Origin of the sequence: Enterobacter sp. GER_MD16_1505_Eko_090, assembly GCF_003331015.1 — a bacterium.
GTDB lineage: Bacteria > Pseudomonadota > Gammaproteobacteria > Enterobacterales > Enterobacteriaceae > Enterobacter > Enterobacter roggenkampii.
This window is the reverse complement of record NZ_PUQF01000013.1, coordinates 133,988-150,959: the sequence shown is the minus strand read 5'-3', so window position 1 is coordinate 150,959 and position 16,972 is coordinate 133,988. Positions and strand designations below refer to the sequence as shown.

12 protein-coding genes, 1 other RNA gene and 1 pseudogene are annotated in these 16,972 nt (G+C 54.8%); 3 read left to right on the top strand and 11 right to left on the bottom strand.

All coding sequences use genetic code 11. The features are described 5' to 3' along the window. Positions 1-72 precede the first annotated feature (72 nt). From pflB to garL, 10 genes and pseudogenes are all read right to left on the bottom strand, one after another. Positions 73-2,367 (bottom strand): formate C-acetyltransferase, encoded by a 2,295-nt coding sequence (pflB, locus tag C6A40_RS16125; protein ID WP_045334572.1) that lies wholly within the window; start codon positions 2,365-2,367, stop codon positions 73-75. Between the two features lie 15 nt (positions 2,368-2,382). Continuing rightward, positions 2,383-3,591, bottom strand: a complete 1,209-nt coding sequence (gene tdcD / locus C6A40_RS16120) for a propionate kinase (RefSeq protein WP_045334616.1) — start codon at positions 3,589-3,591, stop codon at positions 2,383-2,385. Positions 3,592-3,621: 30 nt separating this feature from the next. Further along, the gene (tdcC, locus tag C6A40_RS16115) at positions 3,622-4,953 is read right to left on the bottom strand and encodes a threonine/serine transporter TdcC (protein WP_008501506.1); all 1,332 of its coding nucleotides are present in this window, start codon (positions 4,951-4,953) and stop codon (positions 3,622-3,624) included. A 9-nt stretch (positions 4,954-4,962) separates the two neighbouring features. Beyond that, on the bottom strand, positions 4,963-5,952 hold the full coding sequence (tdcB, locus tag C6A40_RS16110) for a bifunctional threonine ammonia-lyase/L-serine ammonia-lyase TdcB (RefSeq protein WP_023326154.1): 990 nt from the start codon (positions 5,950-5,952) through the stop codon (positions 4,963-4,965). A 100-nt stretch (positions 5,953-6,052) separates the two neighbouring features. After that, the gene (gene tdcA / locus C6A40_RS16105; RefSeq protein WP_045334575.1) at positions 6,053-6,973 is read right to left on the bottom strand and encodes a transcriptional regulator TdcA; all 921 of its coding nucleotides are present in this window, start codon (positions 6,971-6,973) and stop codon (positions 6,053-6,055) included. Between the two features lie 753 nt (positions 6,974-7,726). Continuing rightward, entirely contained in the window at positions 7,727-8,614 is an 888-nt protein-coding gene (gene wcaA, locus C6A40_RS16100; protein ID WP_257625944.1) for a colanic acid biosynthesis glycosyltransferase WcaA, read from the bottom strand. Between the two features lie 24 nt (positions 8,615-8,638). Then, positions 8,639-8,920: pseudogene (locus C6A40_RS25505) on the bottom strand (pentapeptide repeat-containing protein); the annotation flags it as partial. Positions 8,921-9,292: 372 nt separating this feature from the next. Then, positions 9,293-9,669: RNase P RNA component class A (rnpB, locus tag C6A40_RS16095), an RNA gene on the bottom strand. Positions 9,670-9,728: 59 nt separating this feature from the next. Continuing rightward, positions 9,729-10,619 (bottom strand): 2-hydroxy-3-oxopropionate reductase, encoded by an 891-nt coding sequence (gene garR / locus C6A40_RS16090; RefSeq protein ID WP_045334579.1) that lies wholly within the window; start codon positions 10,617-10,619, stop codon positions 9,729-9,731. 21 nt (positions 10,620-10,640) lie between these two features. After that, positions 10,641-11,411: a 2-dehydro-3-deoxyglucarate aldolase gene (gene garL / locus C6A40_RS16085; RefSeq protein ID WP_023294648.1), complete on the bottom strand. Its 771-nt coding sequence runs from the start codon at positions 11,409-11,411 to the stop codon at positions 10,641-10,643. A 373-nt stretch (positions 11,412-11,784) separates the two neighbouring features. Between garL and garD the strand changes: the two genes are divergently transcribed. After that, the gene (gene garD, locus C6A40_RS16080; RefSeq protein WP_025912544.1) at positions 11,785-13,356 is read left to right on the top strand and encodes a galactarate dehydratase; all 1,572 of its coding nucleotides are present in this window, start codon (positions 11,785-11,787) and stop codon (positions 13,354-13,356) included. 153 nt (positions 13,357-13,509) lie between these two features. Here garD and rsmI read toward each other — a convergent pair whose 3' ends face one another. Further along, entirely contained in the window at positions 13,510-14,373 is an 864-nt protein-coding gene (gene rsmI / locus C6A40_RS16075; protein WP_021242243.1) for a 16S rRNA (cytidine(1402)-2'-O)-methyltransferase, read from the bottom strand. Positions 14,374-14,435: 62 nt separating this feature from the next. Here rsmI and C6A40_RS16065 point away from each other — a divergent pair, with 62 nt between their 5' ends. Together C6A40_RS16065 and C6A40_RS16060 are read left to right on the top strand one after the other, a co-directional pair. After that, positions 14,436-16,601 (top strand): penicillin-binding protein activator, encoded by a 2,166-nt coding sequence (locus C6A40_RS16065; RefSeq protein WP_045334580.1) that lies wholly within the window; start codon positions 14,436-14,438, stop codon positions 16,599-16,601. Continuing rightward, entirely contained in the window at positions 16,559-16,954 is a 396-nt protein-coding gene (locus tag C6A40_RS16060; protein ID WP_021242244.1) for a YraN family protein, read from the top strand. The genes C6A40_RS16065 and C6A40_RS16060 overlap by 43 nt, the downstream gene beginning before the upstream one ends. The last annotated feature ends 18 nt before the right edge of the window (positions 16,955-16,972 follow it).

The following is a 16,972-nucleotide window of genomic DNA, read 5'->3' as shown; positions in this document are numbered from 1 at the left end:
ATAAACAATTTTGTATGTTTAGCGGGCAAAAAAATGCCCCCTGCAGTGAGGGGGCATGAGAGTAGGTTTTCGTCAAATCGCCTGCGTAAACGTCCTCGAAATCACGTCCTGCTGCTGCTCGCGTGTCAGCGCATTAAAGCGCACCGCATAGCCCGAAACGCGGATCGTCAGGTTCGGGTAATTCTCCGGATGCGCAATGGCATCGAGGAGCATCTCCCGGTTCATCACGTTAACGTTCAGGTGCTGCCCACCCTCAATAGACGCTTCGTGATGGAAGTACCCGTCCAGCAGCCCTACCAGGTTGGTTTTGCGCACCAGCTCGTCTTTGCCCAGCGCCTGCGGCACGATGGAGAAGGTGTAAGAGATCCCGTCTTTGGCATAGGTGAACGGCAGCTTGGCGACCGACGTTAACGAGGCCACCGCCCCTTTTCTGTCACGGCCGTGCATGGGGTTCGCGCCTGGGGCAAACGGCGTGCCGCCGCGTCGTCCGTCCGGCGTGTTCCCGGTCTTCTGCCCGTAAACCACGTTGGAGGTGATGGTCAGGATCGACTGAGTCGGCACCGCGTTGCGGTAGGTTGGCAGCGCCTGAATTTTCTTCATAAAGCGTTCCACCAGGTCGCAGGCGATGCTGTCCACGCGGTCATCGTTGTTGCCGTACTGCGGGTAATCCCCTTCTATCACGAAATCGACCGCCAGACCGGTATGGTCGCGCACCGGCTTCACCGTGGCGTATTTAATGGCGGACAGGGAATCCGCCGCTACCGACAACCCGGCAATGCCGCAGGCCATAGTGCGGTAGACATCCCGATCGTGCAGCGCCATCAGCGAGGCTTCGTAGCTGTACTTATCATGCATGTAGTGAATGAGATTCAGCGCGCTGATGTACTGCACCGCCAGCCAGTCCATGAAGTGATCGAGGCTCGCCATTACGGTGTCGTAATCCAGTACCTCATCCAGCAGCGGATCGGTTTTCGGGCCGACCTGGATCTTCAGCTTCTCGTCCACCCCGCCGTTGATCGCGTACAGCAGCGTTTTGGCGAGGTTGGCGCGCGCGCCGAAGAACTGCATCTGCTTGCCGATCACCATCGGGCTGACGCAGCAGGCAATGGCGTAGTCGTCGCTGTTGAAGTCCGCACGCATCAGATCGTCGTTCTCATACTGCAGCGACGAGGTAACGATCGACACCTGCGCGGCGTATTTCTTGAACGCGATCGGCAGTTGTTCAGACCAGAGGATCGTCAGGTTCGGCTCCGGCGCGGGCCCCATGGTGTGCAGGGTGTGCAGATAGCGGAAGCTGTTTTTGGTCACCAGCGTGCGGCCGTCCAGCCCCATGCCGCCTATCACTTCCGTGGCCCAGATCGGATCGCCGGAGAAGAGCGTGTCGAATTCCGGCGTGCGCAGGAAGCGCACCATGCGGATCTTCATGATGAAGTGGTCGATCAGCTCCTGCGCCTGCACCTCGTTCAGCCGCCCCGCCTGCATGTCGCGTTCGATGTAGATATCGAGGAACGAGGCCGTGCGCCCCAGCGACATGGCTCCGCCGTTCTGGGATTTTACCGCTGCCAGGTAGGCGAAATAGAGCCACTGCACCGCTTCCTGGGCGTTCATCGCCGGGCGTGAGATATCAAAGCCATAGTTCGCCGCCATCTGCTGGATCTGCAGCAGCGCGCGCTTGTGTTCCGCCAGCTCTTCGCGCAGGCGGATCGTCGCCTCCAGATCTTCGCCGCGCTCCAGCCGGCCCTGCAGATCGGCGAACTGAAGCTCACGCTCGCGCACCAGATAGCGGATACCGTAGAGCGCCACGCGGCGGTAATCACCGATAATGCGCCCGCGCCCGTAGCCGTCCGGCAAACCGGTCAGCACGCCGGATTTGCGGCAGCGCATCATCTCTGGCGAATAGACGTCAAACACGCCCTGGTTGTGGGTTTTGCGCAGGTCGGTAAACAGGTATTCGAACTGCGGATCCATCTCCCGGCCATAGGCTTCGAACGAGCTGCGGATCATGTTGATCCCGCCGTACGGATGCAGGGCGCGCTTGAGCGGCTTGTCGGTTTGCAGGCCGACGATCGTCTCCAGATCCTGGTCGATGTAGCCCGGCCCGTGGGCCGTAATGGTGGTGGCAATGTTGGTGTCAAAATCCACCGGGGCGTGGGTGGCATTCTCCTGACGAATGCCGACCATCACCTTCTGCCACAGCGCCGTCGTTGCTGGCGTCGCCTGCGCGAGGAAAGCTTCATCGCCTTCATAAGGGGTGTAGTTATGCTGAATAAAATCGCGGACGTTGACGGCGTTTTTCCATTCTTCACCGCGAAACCCGGCCCATGCGTCGCTGTAGGGCGCGACGCCCGTTTCGATTGTTACTTTCATCAGATTCTCGCTTTATCAGGCGTAAGCCGCAGCCGGGGTAACCTTCCCAAGACGGAGGGCGTCCAGCGCGATCATTTTTTCTTCGTTGGTAGGGATCACCGCGCAGATCACGCGGGAGGTATCAGTGGAGATGACGCGCTCACCCGCGCTACCCGGCAGGGCATTTTTGGCGTCGTCGAGGCGGATGCCGAACACTTTCAGATGTTCCGCCACCAGCGCGCGGACAAGCGTTGAGTTTTCGCCGATGCCGCCGGTAAAGACCACCCCATCGAGGCGGTGCAGCGACGCCGCGTGCCCGGCGATATGTCGCGCTATACGGTGAACGAAGGTCTGGATAGCCAGCTGCGCCCGCTCATTGCCAGCGTGCCAGGCTTTCTCCAGCGCCCGTAAATCGGAGGAGATACCGGAGATCCCCAGCAACCCGGACTCTTTGTTGACCACGCGCTCCAGATCCTCAAACGACTGGCCGGTCTGCTGGGCAATCCACGCCATCGCGCCAAAATCCACGTCGCCGCAGCGCGTGCCCATCATCAGTCCTTCCAGCGGCGTCATGCCCATGGACGTATCCACGCTCTCGCCGTTACGCACCGCGCAGATGGACGCCCCGTTGCCGAGGTGGGCAACCACCAGGCCGCTGTCATCGGGGGACAGCCCGAGGAGCGCGTGCGCCTGCCCGGACACGTAGCGGTGAGAGGTGCCGTGGAAGCCGTAGCGGCGCACGCCCAGCGCTTCAAAATAGCGGTACGGCAAACCGTACAGGTACGCCTGCGGCGGCAGCGTCTGGTGGAAGCTGGTATCAAATACCGCGACCTGCTGCACGCCCGGAAACAGGCGCTCTGCGGCTTCCACGCCGCTCAGGTTGGCGTAGTTATGCAGCGGCGCCAGCGGGGAGACCTGGCGGATCTGCTCAATCACCTCTTCCGTAATCAGGGTCGACTCGCTGAAGAGGTCACCACCGTGCGCAATGCGGTGGCCAATTAAGGCCACGCTGCTCATCAGGTCACGCTTCTCCAGCTCCAGGGCGATGGCAGCCAGCGCCCCTTCGTAGTCCTGGTGAGCCAGTCTGGCTGGCTCACCCCCGTTCACGGAAATAAAGGCTTTATCCGTGTTGATGCCGTCTGCAATGCCCGTCATCAGGGCGTCGCAGCTGCTGGCATCGAGCACCGAAAACTTAACAGAGGACGAACCGCAGTTAATTACCAGTACAACCGGAAACTCAATCATCATGTGACTCCGCTCTTCCTGAGCAATGGTTTAGAACAGTTTGTAAACGATATTCAGAATGGTCAGCAGGCCCACAACCGTGACGAAGATGTTCTCGGGTTTGCCCTTATATTTCGCCATGGCCGGCGCTTTGCGGATGGCGTACATCGGCAGCAGGCACAGCAGAGAGGCGATGATTGGCGCGCCCATGGCTTCGATAAGGTCGAGAATGTTCGGGTTGGCGTACGCGACAACCCAGGTGGAGCCCATGATGAACACCATGCTGATGGTGTTCAGTTTGCCGACAGAGACCTTCTTCTTATCGCCTTTGTAGCCGAACTTGAGGATCAGGCCATTCAGCCCTTCCAGCGTGCCCAGATAATGACCGAAGAAAGATTTGAAGATAGCGACCAGGGCAATAATGGAAGCGCCATATTCCAGTACCGTCGCGAACGTCGATTTGGTGCCGGACATGGAGGCAAAGTGGTTCGCCAGGTAAGAGAGCACCGGAATGTTCTGCGCTTTGGCGTCCGCCATGTTCTGCGGAGAGAGCGTAAACAGGCAGCTAAAGGCGAAGAACATCACCACGGCGACCATCAGCATGCTGGCGCGACCGATGATTTTGGAACATTTCTGCTCGGTGAATTCTTTACCGAACTCCGGCTCGTACTCTTCGCGCTTGGAAACCACAAACGAGGAGACGATAGGCGAGAAGTTAAAGGAGAAGACCATGATGGAGATCCCCAGCCACACCGTAACCAGAATGCCGTCATGGCCGGTGAAGGCGATATCGCTCAGGTTGACCTGGTCGATCACCGCGGAGTTCCAGTAAGGGATCAGCGACAGGGAAATCAGTACCAGACTGGCAATAAACGGGAACACCAGGAAGCTCATCACCTTCACCATCAGGTCTTTACCAAACCAGATAACAAAAGCCATCAGCAGCAGCAGGAACAGCGCCACCACGCCGCGGTTTAGCGCAGGCAGCTGGAGCTGGTTTTCCCAGAAGGTCATGAAGGTGTTAGTAATAGTGACGCCGTAAATCCACAGCAGCGGGCAAATGGCAAAGAAGTAGAGGAACGTGATCACCACCCCGCCGGTTTTACCGAAATGCTCTTCTACCGTTTCGGTGATGTTGCCGGAGACGTTGCTGCCGGACAGGCAGAGGCGCGCCAGCGCGCGGTGGCAGTAAAACGCTATCGGGAACGCGAGAACCAGCATCAGCAGGATAGGGATTAAGCCCCCAAAGCCTGCGCGAATGGGAAAGAACAGCACGCCTGCGCCAATGGCGGTACCAAACAGGCCAAGCGTCCAGGTGGTATCAGACTTACGCCAGGAGGACGTTTTTGTCTGGCCAACGATAATGCTTTCTGTGTTGCTCATAGGTCACCTTTATGCGTCAACGAAGCCGGTAATTTGGGAAACACGGGAGAGATCGATATTGCCGCCGGAAATAATGCAAACGGTTTTACGGCCCTGAATATAGTGGTCAAGCTTGCCGCTTAATAACGCGGCACAGGCCAGCGCGCCGGCGCCTTCCGTCACCACTTTATTTCGCTGAATAAGGGCAATCATGCTGTTGCGAATATCGTCTTCGCTCACCAGCACAATGTCATCGACCAGTTCACGAACGATTTCGAAGGTTAATTTACCCGGACGAGAGACGTCGCAGCCGTCGGCTAACGTGCCGGTAACGCGATGGTTGGTTATTTCTCCTGCCTGCCAGGAGGCTGCCATTCCGTGCACGTTTTCAGACTGTACGCCGATAATATTAATGGTCGGGTTGATGGATTTAATCGCCGTTGCAATCCCGGCAATTAATCCGCCGCCGCCGATAGGGACAATGACGTTATCCACGTCGTATAAATCTTCGAGAATTTCCAGACCGATGGTGCCCTGCCCGGCGATCACTTTGGCGTCATCGTAAGGCGGAATAAAAATGCGCCCTTCCATCTCGACGATTTCGCTCACTTTAGCGATGGTGTCGTTGAAGTTCTCACCGTGGAGCACCACTTCCGCCGAGTAGTCGCGGGTCGCGGCCACTTTAGATTTTGGTGCGCCCATCGGCATCACCACTTTACCGTCGATGCCGAGCATGGCGCAGGAGAGCGACACTCCTTGCGCGTGGTTTCCCGCAGAGCAGGCGACCACGCCTTTGCGCTTTTCAGCATCGGTCAGCGAGCTTAATTTATTAAACGCGCCGCGAATTTTGAACGAACCGGTACGCTGCATGTTCTCAAACTTAAGGAATATTTCGCCCTTACACCGTTCGCTGAGATAATTCGAGCGCGGCATACCGGTTTTATATATCTTGCCTGCCAGTCGTTTTCTGGCGTCCTGAATATCTTCAATGGTTACCGGGAGATCGTAGGTAATATGCATAATATCCTCGTTATAATAATTCATTCTTTTCAGGCAAAGTCAGGGTATCAGAGCGTTAATACGTTAAGCTCTGGGTATTTTTAAAATTAAAACTTATTATTCATCGTCGTCTTTCGATATTCATCGACGAATATTGTTTAGCCAGCTCAACTAATACTGACGCCGATTTTTTAATCCTGTAATTTTTAGACCACACGGCAGCATAACGCGCCACGGGTAATTCTTCTTCCACGGGCAGCACAATAAATTGATCCGAACCGAATGGGGCAATCATGTCGCGGGGAATCACCGTCAGATAATCGGCATTCAGGACAAGGTTATAAATGGTGACGACGGAATCGGTCTGGACGATGTTTTCGATGCTGATGTGGTTATCTTGCAGAGTGGTCAGAAGTTCTTTGTAGTAGCCCATATCGGTTTGCGGCATCACCCACTGCTCGTGCGTAAGCGATGCCAGTGTCGTCGGGCCGGTGCACGTTCGCGTTTTGCTGGCGACCAGCACAAACTCAGACTCAAACAGCGGTTCGACGTGCAGATCCTGAAGCAGCATTTCATCGCTCAGCGTGCCGATAGCGAAATCCAGACGACCATCGCGAATGGCCGGGAGGAAAGAGGAGAGCTGAGCTTCATACATTGAGACGCGCGCTTTCGGGAACACTTCCTTGAATTTTTTGATCATCTCAGACAGGAAGGTAAAACCAATCAGCGACGGATAGCCAAAGGAGACATCCATAACGGTGCTAAAACTGAGACTGTTGATTTCGCTCACCATGTTTTTCATTTCACGGGTGATCGACTCGGAGTACGAGAGCAGAACCTGGCCTGCAGCTGTCAGTTTTACGCCCGTATTTTTACGTACCATCACTTCCACACCGAAGTAAGATTCGATATCGCTGATGATTTTGCTGACGGCGGGTTGCGTCAGGCCCAGTTGTCTTGCAGCAGAACCTATGGAGCCACTTTTAATGACTTCCTGAAATACCACGAGGTGCTGTGTTTTCGGTAGAATAATAGTGTTCATAATATTCTGCGCTTATTTCCCTATGACGGGGTGAATTCTACTCAATAATGTTTCAGGGGGTATGTGCTGTTACTCACAATTTGCTTTGAGCAACCCTTAACTCACGTTTTAAAAACCCATTAAAAACCTTATAAATCAATGCATTGAAGGTAATTAAATACGCTACAACGCTGATATTGATCAACAAAAATAGCGCTAATAAATTTATTTTATGGCGATAACCCGGATTTATTTCACCGTTCTTAAAAAACAATAAAGACGATATTTCAGGCAATTAAAGGCTAATAAATAACCGTCATTTTTTTGAAACATACTTTCATTTAAGCCATTTTTTACGACGTAAATTTTCAAACTTCAGGAAAAGAGTGGAATACGTCACATATTCACGGAGGAAATGTATTTGATTTCAATAAGCGCATATCAAACGAGAAAAGATTTACGAACATTAAGCTAACAATCATAACAAATTATCAATACTACAGATCGCCGGTTTTTTAGATTTAAATTTTGTGATGGCGATCGTCTGCAGATGCCGAGGCGAAACCGGCGAGTGAAAAACAGTGAAATGTGCTTAATGTCGCAAATATGAGAATTGATGTCGTTTGTGTGGTGCCGGGTGGCGCTGCACTTACCCGTTCGTCGTGGTTGTCCGCCGGGGTAATTCCCGGCGACTTATCCAGCCCCTCGTCACAATGATTGCCGTATTAACCTACTATTTCCGGACACCACAACGACTCTTGTCGTTTGTAGGCATCAGAACTTTTTGTTCCGGAAGCGGGTATACATCATCAGATAGCGTTTCAGATTGCGTAGCGTCATCAGTTTCATCAGGGTTTGCGGGCGCATCTTTTTGTTGCGAATGTAGTATAGAGTGAAGAGCTGATATTTTTTACTCGATACGTCTAATTTGGCTTTGTGTTTCCGGTAAAAACCTAAATAACCTGAAAACTTTCGTCCTGAGCAGGTAATGCGGGCTTCGCCGTGATTGACATAAAGCACCTGTGTGATGTCATCCAGTTTGAAAGGTTCACCGAAGGTTTCTGCAAGCCGATAAAAAGCATCATAATCCTGAGCAGCAGGCAAGGCGTCGTCGAACAGGATCTGCTGCATTCTACTGGTTAAGGTCAGCATTTGGTTACCTATAATATTCCGTTTATCAAACAGGCTTTTTTTATAAGCTGGTTTCGGATACACCTGTAATTCATCAGGATGATGATATCCGGTACCGTCACAGAGATAATCATTTGCGTACAAAAAACTGTGCAACTGAAGTTTATGTTGCCAGGTAAGAAAAGAGGACAGGCGTGTCGGCAGCCATTCATCATCATCATCCAGACCCGTAATAAGGTCACCACGGGCCATTCGTATAGCCTGATTTCGGACTGCACAAGCGCCAGAGTTAAATTCATTGCGGATATAGGTAATGCGTGGGTCATTCAGTTCGGAGATATACGTCAAGAGTTGGTCAAATGACGATGAGAAATCGTCAATGATAATGAGTTCCCAGTTCACATAGTCTTGATTCAGTACCGATTGTATGGCTCTGATCGTCAATGCCTGGCGGTTCCAGGTTGGCATATAGATGGAGATGAGTGGTCGGGATAGTGGCGTATCACTTTCATTTTGTTCATGTTCCGTCAATAACCTGACATCATGGATATCACTTCCAGTAAAATCCACGCAAGTACAATCAGCGTGACTAAAAATTGTACCTTCCGTTTTACAGTAGCTAAGATTAGCGCCTGCAAGATTGGCACAGGAGAAATCGGCTCCTCGAAGATCACAAAACGAAATATCGCATCCCGATAAATTAATATTGCGTAAATAGAGCCCCCTGAGATCCATAAACCTCAGATCTGCACCTGCTAAACCAGGCTGATATCGGTGATTTTTAAGTATATTTTTATGATATTGGATTAGTTTTTTTAGTTTGTTTTTTCTGTCCATGCTCAACCGAATACCGATGAGAAAATTAGGCATTGAGTTAAGCGTTCTTATCATTCTATAGCAATAGCCCCCCTTCATTTTCAGAAATTAATTAGGGACAAACTGTATTTATTAACGTTTTATTTATTTTTCTCATACATTCTAGTGAGCCAGGGTGGTCTGTAGAGCCAATATTGTCAGTAAATAAATATGAATCGCAATCCAGAGACATACATATAAACTGAAGGCAGACGGAAATGAAGGCTGTCGCGGTTGCAAGGTTTCAGGATAGTCGGGATGGAACAGCCGTTGGTGTGCCTCGTTTGTATCACAGTCTGTGTCACATTTTCACCAGGGAAAGCCTGAGACACACCAACGTATTGTTTTAGAAGAAGTTGAAGCTGACCGATAAGCCGGGTTCTGTCGTGGACAGTCATTCATCTAGGCCAGCAATCGCTCACTGGCTCAAGCAGCCTACCCGGGTTCAGTACGGGCCGTACCATGTGAACCCCTATTTGGCCTTGCTCCGGGTGGAGTTTACCGTGCCACGGACTGTTACCAGCCGCGCGGTGCGCTCTTACCGCACCCTTTCACCCTTACCTGATCCCGCTTGCGCGGGCCATCGGCGGTTTGCTCTCTGTTGCACTGGTCGTGGGTTTCCCCCCCAGGCGTTACCTGGCACCCTGCCCTATGGAGCCCGGACTTTCCTCCCCTCCGCCCGTCTCCCCCGAAAGGGACGACGACGAAGCGGCGACTGTCTGGTCAGCTTCGGCGCGCAGTATAGAGGGTTTGCGCGCCGCTGTCACCCTCGGCTGTGGGTAAGCCGTGATTAACGCGCCACTTCCACCTTCGCCAGTTTTTCGTAGTAGCATGCAATTGCGCTGTGATCGGCCGTGCCCAGGCCATCGGCACGCAGCGCCTGCATCATCTCCATGACCGCCGCGGTCAGCGGCAGCTGTGCGCCCACGCCGTGGGAAGTGTCCAGCGCGTTCGCCAGATCTTTAATATGCAGGTCGATGCGGAAACCGGGTTTGAAATTGCGATCCATGACCATTGGCGCTTTGGCATCCAGCACCGTACTGCCTGCCAGACCGCCGCGAATAGCCTGGTAGACCAGGTCCGGATTGACGCCCGCTTTGGTTGCCAGCGTCAGCGCTTCAGACATGGCGGCAATGTTGAGTGCCACGATCACCTGGTTTGCCAGCTTGGTCACGTTACCCGCCCCGATCTCCCCGGTGTGTACCACGGAGCCCGCCATGGCTTTCATCAGGTCGTAAAATTTATCGAAAATAGCTTTATCGCCGCCGACCATGACCGACAGCGTGCCGTCGATGGCTTTCGGCTCGCCGCCGCTGACCGGTGCATCCAGCATATCGACGCCCTTCGCCTTCAACGCCTCGCTGATTTTACGGCTCGCGAGCGGTGCGATAGAGCTCATATCGATCAGCACCAGGCCCGGTTTCGCGCCGTCGATAATGCCGTTTTCACCCAGCGCGACTTCTTTGACGTGCGGGGAGTTTGGCAGCATGGTGATGATGACATCGCACTGCTCGGCAATGGCTTTCGCGGTGGTGGCTGCTTCTGCGCCAGCCGCTATCACCTCAGCCACGGCCTGTGGATTATGATCGGAGACCACCAGCGAGTAACCTGCTTTGATGAGGTTCTTACTCATTGGTTTACCCATGATCCCCAGGCCAATAAAACCCACTTTCAGCGTCATAATCTGTTTCCTCAATGATGGTTATTTTTTAAAAGCGTCCGCTAATTTCTGCGTAGCCGAGCGGAAAACGCCGAGGTCGCTGCCGACGGCAACAAACGTGGCTCCCCACTCCAGGTAGCGGCGGGCGTCAGCCTCAACCGGCGCCAGAATGCCGCACGGCTTGCCGTGTGCTTTGGCGCGGGCAAAGATGTGCTGGATCGCGCGCTGCACGTCAGGGTGGCTGGCGTTACCCAGATGGCCAAAGGCCGCAGCCAGATCGCTTGGGCCGACGAAGATCCCGTCCACGCCGCTTGTGGCGGCAATCGCGTCGACGTTATCGACGCCCTGCTGGCTCTCGATCTGAACCAGAATGGTGATGTTGCTGTTGGACTGAGCGAAATAGTCCGGGACGGTGCCAAACATATTGGCGCGGTGCGAAACGGAAACGCCGCGGATCCCTTCGGGAGGATAGCGCGTTGACGCCACGGCCAGCGCCGCTTGCTCTTCCGTCTCCACAAACGGGATCAGGAAGTTGTAGAAGCCGATATCCAGCAGACGCTTAATAATCACCGGTTCGTTGGTGGGGACACGCACCACCGGGGCACTGTTGCTGCCTTTCAGCGCCATCAGCTGCGGAATAAACGTGCTGATATCGTTTGGTGCATGTTCGCCGTCCAGCACCAGCCAGTCGAAACCGGCCAGGCCCAGCACTTCGGTGCTGATAGGGTTTGCCAGCGCGGACCAGCAGCCAATCTGAATCTGGTGCGCTGCGAGAGCCGCTTTAAATTTATTCGGGAAGATAGCGTTATTCATCGTATTTACCTTTTTAATTCCGCAGCCTTTTTCAGCATCATTTTATTAATTCAGACACCGCGCCAGCATGATATTTATTATTCGGACATATTCTGGCGTAATAAAATCGTCATTCAGTATAAGATGCAATCCACGACCGCACATTGTTTTAATGCTCAGGTATTACGCTATTTTTTGATAAAAATTTTTGCATATGCACAAAGCACTGGGCGCTAATGCACAGAATCAAGGATTACGGGCTCGCGAGCGATCGGGATCACATTTTGATATTGAATCTGCTGACATGCTTTATTTCTGAAAGCCGCGTATTTATTTCTACCATCAGAAAAATGGCTGAACCTATTATCAGAATTTTGCTGGAGAATACTGACCAATGGCCGACATTGAAATTCGACAGGCACCGCCGACGGCGTTTTATATAAAAGTGCACGACGCCGATAACGTGGCGATTATCGTCAACGACAATGGCTTAAAAGCAGGAACCCGCTTCCCGGACGGGCTGGAACTGACTGAGCATGTTCCGCAGGGACATAAAGTCGCCCTGGTGGATATCCCTGCTGAAAGCGAAATTGTGCGTTACGGTGAAGTCATCGGCTATGCCGTCCGTCCTATTCCGCAGGGAAGCTGGGTGGAGGAGTCGCTGGTGGCGCTGCCAGAAGCGCCGCCGCTGAACACGCTTCCGCTAGCAACCCGCGTGCCGGAACCGCTTCCCCCGCTGGAAGGCTATACCTTTGAAGGGTATCGCAATGCGGACGGCAGCGTCGGCACTAAAAATCTGCTCGGCATTACCACCAGCGTGCACTGCGTGGCGGGCGTCGTGGATTACGTGGTGAAAATCATCGAACGCGATCTGCTGCCAAAATACCCGAACGTCGACGGCGTGGTGGGACTGAACCACCTCTACGGCTGCGGCGTGGCGATTAACGCGCCCGCTGCGGTGGTGCCTATCCGCACCATCCACAATATTGCCCTGAACCCCAACTTTGGCGGCGAGGTGATGGTCATTGGCCTGGGATGTGAAAAGCTCCAGCCCGAGCGCCTGCTGCAAGGCACGGAAGATGTCAAAGCCATTCCGGCAGACGAGGCCAGTATCGTGCGCCTGCAGGACGAACGCCACGTCGGTTTCCGCTCAATGGTCGACGATATTTTGCAGGTAGCAGAACGCCATCTGGACAAGCTCAACCGCCGCCAGCGCGAAACGTGCCCGGCGTCGGAGCTGGTGGTCGGAACCCAGTGCGGCGGCAGCGATGCCTTCTCCGGCGTGACGGCCAACCCGGCGGTGGGCTATGCGTCCGATCTGCTTGTACGCTGCGGCGCCACGGTGATGTTCTCCGAGGTGACTGAAGTGCGTGACGCCATCCATCTGCTGACGCCGCGCGCCGTTAATAAAGAGGTCGGCAAGCGACTGCTTGAGGAGATGGCCTGGTACGATAACTATCTCGATATGGGCAAAACCGACCGCAGCGCCAACCCGTCTCCGGGCAACAAGAAAGGCGGCCTGGCAAACGTGGTGGAAAAAGCCCTCGGCTCTATTGCCAAATCCGGGCAGAGCGCCATTGCAGAAGTGCTCTCTCCGGGCCAGCGCCCGACGAAACGCGGCCTGATCTACGCGGCAACGCCGGCCAGCGATTTTGTGTGCGGGACGCAGCAGGTGGCATCCGGCATTACGGTACAGGTCTTTACCACCGGGCGCGGCACGCCGTACGGCCTGATGGCGGTGCCGGTGATCAAGATGGCGACTCGCACCGAGCTGGCAAACCGCTGGTATGACTTAATGGATATTAACGCGGGCACCATCGCCACCGGAGAAGAGAGCATTGAGGACGTGGGCTGGAAGCTGTTCCACTTCATTCTGGATGTCGCCAGCGGGCGAAAGAAAACCTTCTCGGACCAATGGGGATTGCATAATCAGCTGGCGGTGTTTAACCCGGCACCGGTGACGTGATTTTCCGTCCCACATCTATCCCGCATTTAGGTAACCCGTCGGACACGCCGCAAACCTTCCAGGTTGAGGCGATACCTGCTAGCTAAAAGACACATAACGATCCGTAGGCCGGGTAAGGCGCAGCCACCACCCGGCAAAACAGGCAGCAGGAGCTTACTCTCCCTGCTGCTCCAGCGCATACTTATACAACGCATTTTTCTTCACGCCGTGAATTTCTGCCGCCAGCGCAGCGGCTTTCTTCAACGGGAGTTCCGCCTGCAGCAGCGCCAGCGTACGCAGCGCGTCGGCAGGAAGCGCGTCTTCTTCCGCCTTGTGCCCTTCGACGATCAGCACCATTTCACCCTTGCGGCGGTTTTCGTCTTCCTTCACCCACGCCAGCAGTTCGCCCACCGGTGCGCCGTGAATGGTCTCCCAGGTTTTGGTCAGCTCGCGCGCCAGCACCACGTAGCGGCCTTCCCCCCAGACGGTCACCATATCTTCCAGGCTCTCCAGCAGGCGGTGCGTGGATTCGTAGAAAATCAGGGTGCGCGGTTCCGCTTCCAACTCTTTTAAGACGTCGCGGCGGCCTTTGGATTTAGCAGGCAGAAAGCCTTCATAGCAGAAACGGTCAGACGGCAGACCTGCGGCGCTTAACGCAGCAATCGCAGCGCACGGTCCTGGCAGGGGCACAACGCGAATACCGGCTTCGCGACAGGTACGCACCAGGTGATAGCCCGGATCGTTGATCAGCGGCGTACCGGCATCGGAGACCAGGGCAATGTTCTGCCCCTCTTTCAGCTTCGCCACCAGAGTTTCGGCTTTTTGTTGCTCATTGTGATCGTGCAGCGCAAACAAACGGGCGTTAATCGCGAAATGTTGCAGCAGCAGGCCGGTGTGGCGGGTGTCTTCAGCAGCAATTAAATCAACAGCTTGCAGTACGGTGAGCGCACGTTGGGTAATATCAGACAAATTCCCGATAGGAGTAGGTACAATATAAAGCTGGCCTTGAGAATTATCTGCCGTTTCGTGTTGTTTCATTGTTTCGTCCGTATTGCCGATTTAATATTGAGCATTGCGTAAAAAAAATCACTGGATACAGTATGGTACCGTTAACGTTTCTTCGAAAAAAAGCCACGCGCAGCGTGCCGCTTCTGCTGGCAGCCCTGATCTTTGCAGGCTGTGGCACTCAGGCACCTGACCAGAGCACCGCCCATCTCCAGGGTTCTGCTCAGGCTGATTCTGGCTTTTATCTGCAACAAATGTCGCAGAGTTCAAATGATACCAAGACCAACTGGCAATTACTCGCCATTCGTGCACTGCTGAAAGAGGGTAAAACCCAGCGGGCAGCCGAACTGTTTAACCAGTTGCCAAAAGATCTTAACGACGCACAGCGTCGCGAGCAGAGCCTGCTCTCTGCCGAGCTGAAAGTCGCGCTGAAAGATTACGCCGCGGCGAAGAAGATCCTCGGTGATATCGACGTAAGCGCGCTGGATAAAAACCAGCAGGCGCGCTTCTGGCAGGCGGGTATTACCGCTGAGCAGGGACGCCCTTCGCTGACCTTGCTCCGCGCGCTCGTCGCGCAAGAGCCGCTGCTTGGCGGTGCTGATAAGCAGAAAAATATTGATGCCACCTGGCAAGCGCTGGCGTCGATGACGCAGGAACAGGCGCAGGCGCTGGTCATCAACGCCGATGAAAACGTCCTGCAGGGCTGGCTGGATCTGCAGCAGATGTGGTTTAACAACCGCAGCGATCCAAAAATGTTGAAAGCCGGCATTACGGACTGGCAGACGCGCTATCCGCAAAACCCGGGCGCGAAAATGCTGCCAACCCAGCTGGTGAACGTGCAGAACTTTAAGCCAGCTTCCACCAGCAAAATCGCCCTGCTTCTGCCGCTCAACGGCCAGGCGGCGGTGTTTGGACGTACCATTCAGCAGGGTTTTGAAGCGGCGAAAAACGGCACGACGTCGGTAGCCGGCAGCGCCGTTCCCGCACAGGCAGCCCAGGCGGCTAATGTGAATAATGATGTTGTCAGCCCATCCGCCGCAGAGACCAGCGACCTGACCACGGCGCAAACGCCAGCGCAGGGCACAATGCAAAACCCTGTGACGGCCCCGACGACGCCTCCAGCTGAAGCTGCACCGGCTACAGCAGCACCTGCGGCCCAGGCTCCGGCCGAGACGCAAACGGCGCCAGCTCCTGCCACAACAGCAGAACAGCCTCAACAGCAGCCTGCACAACCCGCGGCTCAACCTGCCGCGCAGCCGCAGGCCGTGGCAACCACCAGCGCCAAACCGGGCGCTGAATTGAAAATCTACGACACCAGCTCGCAGCCGCTTGACCAGGTGCTGGCGCAGGTACAGCAGGACGGGGCGAGCATCGTTGTCGGTCCGCTACTGAAGAACAACGTGGAAGAGCTGATGAAGAGCAATACCACGCTGAACGTGCTGGCGCTCAACCAGCCAGAGCAGGTTCAGAACCGGGCGAATATCTGCTACTTCGCGCTCTCTCCAGAAGATGAAGCCCGCGATGCGGCGCGTCATATTCATGAGCAGGGTAAGCAGGCTCCGCTGCTGCTCATCCCACGCAGCACGCTGGGCGATCGCGTGGCCAATGCCTTTGCCGATGAGTGGCAGAGGCTGGGCGGCGGCGTGGTGCTGCAGCAGAAATTCGGTTCCGTCTCTGAACTGCGCGCAGGCGTAAACGGCGGGGCGGGTATCGCACTTAACGGTAGCCCGGTCACCGCGAGCCTGCCACAGCAGCAGGGCGTGACGATTGGCGGCCTGACGATCCCTGCGCCGCCAACCGACGCGCAGATTAGCGGTGGCGGTAAAGTGGATGCGGCCTATATCGTTGCCACGCCGCAGGAGATCGCCTTTATCAAACCGATGATTGCGATGCGTAACGGCAGCCAGAGCGGCGCAACGCTTTATGCCAGCTCCCGCAGCGCACAGGGCACCGCAGGCCCGGATTTCCGTCTGGAAATGGACGGTCTGCAGTACAGCGAAATCCCGATGCTGGCCGGCAGCAATCCATCCCTGATGCAGCAGGCGCTGAGCGCGGTGCGTAACGATTACTCTCTGGCGCGTCTGTATGCGATGGGGGTTGATGCGTGGGCGCTGGCGAACCACTTTACCCAGATGCGTCAGGTGCCGGGCTTCGAGCTTAACGGCAACACCGGCGATCTGACCGCGACCCAGGATTGTGTGATTAACAGGAAGTTATCATGGCTCAAATACCAGCAGGGGCAGATCGTCCCGGCCAGTTAAGCCGCAAACAAACCGGCGATGCGTGGGAGTTAAAGGCGCGTCGCTGGCTTGAAGGCAAAGGACTGCGTTTTATCGCCGCCAACGTCCGTGGACGTGGCGGCGAAATCGACCTGATCATGAAAGACGGTCAGGTCATTGTGTTTGTAGAAGTGCGCTTTCGACAGTCCTCCCGTTTTGGCGGTGCTGCCGCCAGCGTGACGCTCGCCAAACAACATAAATTATTACAGACTGCCCACTTGTGGCTTGCCCGCCATAATGGGAGTTTTGATACTGTGGATTGCCGGTTCGATGTGATAGCCTTCACCGGAAATGAGATCGAATGGCTTAAAAACGCTTTTGGCGAAGACGCATAATTAAGATTTAAAAGGGAT

What these genes read in the sequence shown, in the direction of transcription:
- pflB (WP_045334572.1), bottom strand. Translation starts at nt 2,367, where the DNA reads ATGAAAGTAACAATCGAAACGGGCGTCGCGCCCTACAGCGACGCATGG.
- tdcD (WP_045334616.1), bottom strand. Translation starts at nt 3,591, where the DNA reads ATGATTGAGTTTCCGGTTGTACTGGTAATTAACTGCGGTTCGTCCTCT.
- tdcC (WP_008501506.1), bottom strand. Translation starts at nt 4,953, where the DNA reads ATGAGCAACACAGAAAGCATTATCGTTGGCCAGACAAAAACGTCCTCC.
- tdcB (WP_023326154.1), bottom strand. Translation starts at nt 5,952, where the DNA reads ATGCATATTACCTACGATCTCCCGGTAACCATTGAAGATATTCAGGAC.
- tdcA (WP_045334575.1), bottom strand. Translation starts at nt 6,973, where the DNA reads ATGAACACTATTATTCTACCGAAAACACAGCACCTCGTGGTATTTCAG.
- garR (WP_045334579.1), bottom strand. Translation starts at nt 10,619, where the DNA reads ATGACGCTGAAAGTGGGTTTTATTGGCCTGGGGATCATGGGTAAACCA.
- garL (WP_023294648.1), bottom strand. Translation starts at nt 11,411, where the DNA reads ATGAATAACGCTATCTTCCCGAATAAATTTAAAGCGGCTCTCGCAGCG.
- garD (WP_025912544.1), top strand. Translation starts at nt 11,785, where the DNA reads ATGGCCGACATTGAAATTCGACAGGCACCGCCGACGGCGTTTTATATA.
- rsmI (WP_021242243.1), bottom strand. Translation starts at nt 14,373, where the DNA reads ATGAAACAACACGAAACGGCAGATAATTCTCAAGGCCAGCTTTATATT.
- C6A40_RS16065 (WP_045334580.1), top strand. Translation starts at nt 14,436, where the DNA reads ATGGTACCGTTAACGTTTCTTCGAAAAAAAGCCACGCGCAGCGTGCCG.
- C6A40_RS16060 (WP_021242244.1), top strand. Translation starts at nt 16,559, where the DNA reads ATGGCTCAAATACCAGCAGGGGCAGATCGTCCCGGCCAGTTAAGCCGC.